Below are 3,627 nucleotides of genomic sequence, written 5' to 3'. Positions count from 1 at the left end.
CGCTTGAGTCGAGTGTGCAGGAAATGCCGCTCGCAATCAAGAGCGGTGCTCTCGTTTCGKATCGSCGATMCGAAAGTGGCACACTGCTCACCATGACGACCGTCCGAGGAGCCCGCGCCCGCGCCCGTATCGAGATCACCGCCGCCATCAAGGACGAGGCCCGCACCCAGCTGGCCGCCGAGGGCGCCGCCAAGCTGTCCCTGCGGGCCGTCGCCCGGGAGCTGGGCATGGTCTCCTCCGCCCTCTACCGCTACTTCCCCAGCCGCGACGACCTGCTCACCGCCCTGATCGTCGACGCGTACGACGCGATCGGCGCCGCCGCGGAGGAGGCCGCCGCCGGCGCCGCCGGGCAGCGGCCCCTCGACCGGTGGACCGCCGTCTGCCGGGCCGTCCGCGCCTGGGCCGTGGCCCACCCCCACGAATACGCCCTGATCTACGGCTCCCCGGTCCCCGGCTACAGCGCCCCCCAGGACACGATCGTCCCCGCCGCCCGCGTCGGCCTCCTCCTCATCGAGACGGCCCGGAGCGCGCACGCGGGCGAGGGGGTCGCCCCGCCCCCGCTGCCGGAGGGGCTCCGCCCCGAGGCGGCGCGGCTCGCCGCCGACGTCGCCCCGGACCTCCCCCCGGCCCTCGCCGTCGCGCTCGTGGCCGCCTGGTCGCAGCTCTTCGGCCTCGTCTCCTTCGAGGTGTTCGGACACTTCCACAACGTCGTCGAGGACCGCGAGACCTTCTTCGCGACGGCCGCCCGCCGCCTCGGCCAGGACGTGGGGCTGCTCCCGCGGGGCTGACACCGGACGACGGACACCCCGGGTCGGCCCCGGGGCGTACTCCGCCGGGAGTACGGGTGACCACCCCGCCGGGCTGACGTCCGCACGGGTGCCGCGCGGCTAGCGTGGCGGACATGGATCAGGACCGGAGGCGCGAGCCGAAGAGCGGGCACGCCGGGCCGACGTCGGCGCCGCACCCGCCCGGCGAGCGGCGGACGCGTGAGCACGGGGCGCGTGAGCACGGGACGCGCGAGCGCCGGGCTCACGAGCGCCGGGCACACCCGGCCCGGGTTGCCGGTCGCGTAGGAGGCCGACGGCAGCGCGGGGACACCGGCGGCGGTCTGCCCTGGCGGTCCACGGTCCTGCTCGCCGTGGTCGTGATGGCGGGAACGGGCTTCGCCGCCGCCAACCAGCCCGACCGGGAGGGCCTCGACGCGCTCGGGCGCGCCCTGCTGCTCCTCGGCGCCGCGCCCCTCCTGCTCCGCCACCGGTGGCCGGTGCCGGTGGTGTTCGGCGTCGCGGCCGTCACCCTCGGCTACCTCGCGGCCGGTTACCCGTACGGGCCGGTGTTCGCCCTGGTCGCCGTCGCCTGTTTCGCGGCCGTCGTGCACGGGCACCGGACCGCCGCCGCCTGGGCCCTCGGCCTGCTGTGGGCCGGGCATCTGCTGCTCTCGCACTGGCTGTACCGCTGGCTGCCCCCGGCGGGCGACGGGCCCGCCCCCTGGGGCCAGGAGCTGCCCGCGGCCGCGTTCGCCGTCGCCGTCCTGGCGGCCTCCGAGACGGTCCGCGTGCGGCGCGAGCAGCGGGCGCAGCAGCGGGCCGACCGGGCCGCCGCCGAACGGCGCCGTGCCGACGAGGAGCGGCTCCGCATCGCCCGGGAACTCCACGACGTGCTCGCCCACTCGATCTCCGTGATCCATGTGCAGGCCGGGGTCGGGCTCGCCCTCCTGGACTCCGACCCCGAGCAGGCTCGCACCGCGCTGACCACCATCAAGGCGGCCAGCAAGGAGGCCCTCGGCGAGGTGCGGCAGGTCCTCGACACCCTCCGTACCCCCGGTGACGCGCCCCCGAACTCGTCGAGCAGGCGGCGGCCGCCGGCCTCACCGTGACCGTCGCGACGGCCGGCCCGCGTGCCGAACTCCCGGCCGGCGCCGACCTCGCCGCCTTCCGGATCGTCCAGGAGGCGCTCACCAACGTCGTACGCCATTCCGGTTCGCGCACGGCCCGGGTGCGCCTCGGCTACGGGTCCCGGCAGCTCGACCTGACGGTCGACGACGACGGCCCCGCCACCGGCACCGAGGCGGGCGGCAGCGGCAACGGGCTCGCCGGCATGCGGGAGCGGGCCGCGGGCCTCGGTGGCACCATCGAGGCGGGCGCCCGCCCGGACGGCGGCTTCCGCGTCCACGCCGTCCTCCCGTTCGGCCGTGAACAGCCCCCGTCACCCCAGGAGACCCCGTGATCCGCGTCCTGCTCGCCGACGACCAGGCGCTGGTCCGCGCGGGGTTCCGCGCCCTGCTCGACGCCCAGCCGGACATCGGGGTCGCGGGGGAGGCCGCCGACGGCGACGAGGCCGTGGAGCGGGTCCGCGCCCTGCGCCCCGACGTCGTCCTCATGGACATCCGGATGCCGGGCCTCGACGGTCTCGCGGCGACCCGCCGGATCACGGACGACCCGGACCTCGCCGGAGTCCGGGTCGTCATGCTCACCACCTTCGAGCTCGACGAGTACGTCTTCGAGGCTATCCGCGCGGGTGCCTCCGGCTTCCTGGTCAAGGACACCGAGCCGGAGGAACTGCTGCGGGCCGTGCGGGCCGTCGTCCACGGGGACGCGCTGCTCTCCCCGGGCGTCACCCGCCGGCTCATCGAGGAGTTCGCGGCCCGCTCGAAGGCCCCGGGCGCGACGGCGGCCCTCGGCGCCCTGACCGAGCGGGAACGGGAGGTCATGGCCCTGGTGGGCATCGGCCTGTCGAACGAGGAGATCGCCCGCCGACTCGTCGTCAGCCCCCTCACCGCCAAGACGCACGTGAGCCGCACCATGGTGAAGCTGGGCGCCCGGGACCGCGCGCAACTCGTCGTCCTGGCCTACGAGTCGGGCCTGGTGCGCCCCGGGTGGCTGGGCTAAGCACCCGCGGCGGCCCGGGCGCCCCCCGCCTCAGGACCAGGTGATCGCGGAGTTCTCGCACCACAGCCGGGCGAGGGCCTCGTCACCGGTGAGCGTCACGGTGTCGACGGGCAGCAGACGACGGGCCTCACGTTCCACTCGGTCGGGCGGCTCCGGCGTTGCGGGCCCAGTAGCCCATGGCGGCCGCGCCGGCGGCGAGGGCGGCGACGGTGGTGAGTGCCACCGGCAGGGAGAACCAGTCGGCGAGGAACCCGATCGACGGCGGGCCGAGCAGCATGCCTCCGTAGCCGAGGGTGGACGCGGTCGCCACTCCGCCGGGACCGGCGACGGCGCCGGCGCGGGCCACCGCGACGGGGAAGATGTTGGCGAGCCCGAGGCCGGTGATCGCGAAGCCGAGGAGGGTGGCCCAGATGCTCGGTGCGAGGGCGCCGAGGAGCATCCCGGCGGCGGCGGTGGCCCCGCCCAGGACCAGGGTCCGGGTCTGGCCGAGGCGTTCGAGCAGGGCGGTGCCGGAGAGGCGCCCGGCGGTCATGGTCAGCGCGAACACGGAGTACCCGGCGGCGGCCACCCCCGGATGCGCGCCGAGGTCCTGCTCCAGGTGGAGGGCTCCCCAGTCGGCGAGGGCCCCTTCGCCGTACGCCGTGCACAGCGCGATCACGCCGAAGACGAGCACGATCCGCCGCGAACCGCCGGACCGCCCGTCCCGCGGACCGGTCGCCGGAGCCAGGGACTCGGGCGG

General features: G+C 76.2%; 3 protein-coding genes and 1 pseudogene. 3 read left to right on the top strand and 1 reads right to left on the bottom strand.

The window, feature by feature from the left end; all coding sequences use genetic code 11:
- The first annotated feature begins 92 nt into the window (after positions 1-92).
- From EAO70_RS02415 to EAO70_RS02405, 3 genes and pseudogenes are all read left to right on the top strand, one after another.
- Positions 93-788 carry a TetR/AcrR family transcriptional regulator gene (locus tag EAO70_RS02415; protein WP_148001376.1) on the top strand — a complete coding sequence of 232 codons (696 nt, stop codon included), beginning with the start codon at positions 93-95 and terminating at the stop codon, positions 786-788.
- 359 nt (positions 789-1,147) lie between these two features.
- Positions 1,148-2,226: pseudogene (locus EAO70_RS02410) on the top strand (sensor histidine kinase).
- A complete protein-coding gene (locus EAO70_RS02405) occupies positions 2,223-2,888 on the top strand; it encodes a response regulator transcription factor (RefSeq protein WP_148001375.1) in 666 nt (221 codons plus the stop codon). Before EAO70_RS02410 ends, EAO70_RS02405 begins: the two are co-directional and overlap by 4 nt.
- A 127-nt stretch (positions 2,889-3,015) precedes the next feature.
- Here the strand turns inward: EAO70_RS02405 and EAO70_RS02400 are convergent.
- The coding region (locus tag EAO70_RS02400; RefSeq protein ID WP_148001374.1) for an MFS transporter at positions 3,016-3,627 on the bottom strand (612 nt) is incomplete at its 5' end.

Source organism: Streptomyces sp. adm13(2018) (assembly GCF_008042145.1).
GTDB lineage: Bacteria > Actinomycetota > Actinomycetes > Streptomycetales > Streptomycetaceae > Streptomyces.
Note: the sequence above shows the minus strand (reverse complement) of the source record. Positions and strands in the feature narration are given on the sequence as shown.